Source organism: Aeromonas sp. QDB14 (assembly GCF_027707845.1).
GTDB lineage: Bacteria > Pseudomonadota > Gammaproteobacteria > Enterobacterales > Aeromonadaceae > Aeromonas > Aeromonas caviae.
Map to the genome: position 1 here is coordinate 1 of NZ_JAPCJD010000175.1, position 1,389 is coordinate 1,389.

The following is a 1,389-nucleotide window of genomic DNA, read 5'->3' on the forward strand; positions in this document are numbered from 1 at the left end:
CATGTACAGGATCTTTAGCTACAACCAATTGAAATAGATAGAAAAAAGGCTTCGTTTGTGATCTGATTTAATCGCAAAAAAAAACCGACACGCCCGAAGCCATGACTATTATCAATGCAACCCAGTACCTCAAGCAACTTCTTAGCTCTTCTGAACTCAACCGGATCGGTAAATTTACCGGTTTTTGTCAGCGACTCCGGGATATCCAGCCTGCGAGACTACTCCCGGCTCTGCTCTCAGGGCTTGGTTGCGACAAGGTGGATGGTATTGCTGGTTTGCATCGCCATTTCAATGCGTTGCAGCTCCATGATACTGACCAAATAGCGTATAAACCCTTTCACAACCAGTTACGCAAGCAGGGTTTTCCCTTGTTCATGCGCGCACTGGTTGAACGAGCCATCGCCTTACGCCTCAAGGAGTGTCTACCGGACGCCCACGGACTGGCAGGCTTTGAGCAGGTACTGCTGCAGGACGGGTCGTCATTCGCGTTACATCCGCAATTGGCAGAACATTTCCCGGGCCGATTCAATAAGCACAGCCCCGCTGCGGTAGAGTGTCATATGACCATGTCCTTGCTGGACCAGTCGCCGATATCGATGAGTATCACGGCGGATACCGAATCGGAGCGCAAGCATCTTCCGGCCGCAAATTCGTTAAATAACAAACTGTTATTGGCGGATGCCGGTTACATCAGCCGCGAGTACTTTGCTGATGTGACCAAAGCCAAAGGAAGCTATCTGGTCAGAGGGAGTCAAAATCTCAATCCCAAAGTACAGGCAGCTTACCGACAGGACGGCAGGGAAATGCCCAAGTTACTCGGAAAAAAGCTCAAGGATATCGATCGGAGAAGCTGCAGAGCCGAGGTTCTGGATCTGGATGTGAGTTCGGGAAAGTATAAATATCGACTCATAAGACGTTGGTTTGCAGAGGAAAAACGGTTCTGTATATGGATGACCAATCTTCCGCGTGAGCGATGGCCAGCCGAGAAGGTGATGGCATTGTATCGTTGCCGTTGGCAGATCGAACTGTTGTTCAAAGAGCTGAAATCACATAACCGGTTGAAGGCGTTCGCGACACGACAAAAAGCGATAGCGGAAGGCTTGATCTGGGCTAGTTTGCTGGCCTTGCTGGTCAAACGTCGGCTGGCGCTGACGCTGATTGGCAGCGCGGAGTTATCGATGCTGAAGATTGCCAAAAACAGCGCGCTTTGGTTAATGCCGATATTGGCGAGCATCATCCATGGTGCGTGGCAGGAAATAACAGAGAAGTTGGAGTGGGCAATGGTGTATTTATCCAAAAACGGCAAAAAGAGTAGGCAGAGAAAATCCAAGCAAAACAACACGTTAGACGGTATTATTAATTCGCTTGCCGCTTAAGGTTCTGTACATG

General features: G+C 49.4%; 1 protein-coding gene. It reads left to right on the forward strand.

Going from position 1 to position 1,389, the window contains the following annotated elements; genetic code table 11:
* Window positions 1-101 precede the first annotated feature (101 nt).
* On the forward strand, window positions 102-1,376 hold the full coding sequence (locus PG887_RS22320) for an IS4-like element ISApu2 family transposase (protein WP_011191341.1): 1,275 nt from the start codon (window positions 102-104) through the stop codon (window positions 1,374-1,376).
* The last annotated feature ends 13 nt before the right edge of the window (window positions 1,377-1,389 follow it).